Origin of the sequence: Christiangramia aquimixticola, from assembly GCF_048285835.1 — a bacterium.
Lineage (GTDB): Bacteria > Bacteroidota > Bacteroidia > Flavobacteriales > Flavobacteriaceae > Christiangramia > Christiangramia aquimixticola.
Window position 1 is genome coordinate 1 of the sequence record NZ_JBLVTL010000172.1, and the last position, 314, is coordinate 314.

Here is a 314-nt window from a genome sequence, read left to right on the forward strand (position 1 = left end):
TTCCCTTTCAAGGTACCTGTGACTTGCGAATCACCGAGCGAACCGGAGTAGGTTCCTGTTATTTTCTCACCTTCCTGCTTGAGGACAAAAGTGGGATTTCCACTTCCCATATCCGTTTGCACATCGACTGTCCAAGTTCCGGTAAGGTCAATTTTCGTTTGTGCTTGAGCGAAAAAACCAAAAGCGAAAATGAGGAGAAAGAAAAGCAACAAGGTTTTCATAGCGAGATGAAATTAGGGTTACCAAAAGTTATGATTTATTCTCCTCCAATTTGCACTTTTCAGTCATTTTTTAGCGAGAGGACAGCCTCTGCC

1 protein-coding gene is annotated in these 314 nt (G+C 43.0%); it reads right to left on the reverse strand.

Going from position 1 to position 314, the window contains the following annotated elements:
• A partial coding sequence (locus ACNKXV_RS13990) for a hypothetical protein (RefSeq protein ID WP_470269849.1) occupies nt 1–221 on the reverse strand: 221 nt, incomplete at its 3' end.
• Between the last annotated feature and the right edge of the window lie 93 nt (nt 222–314).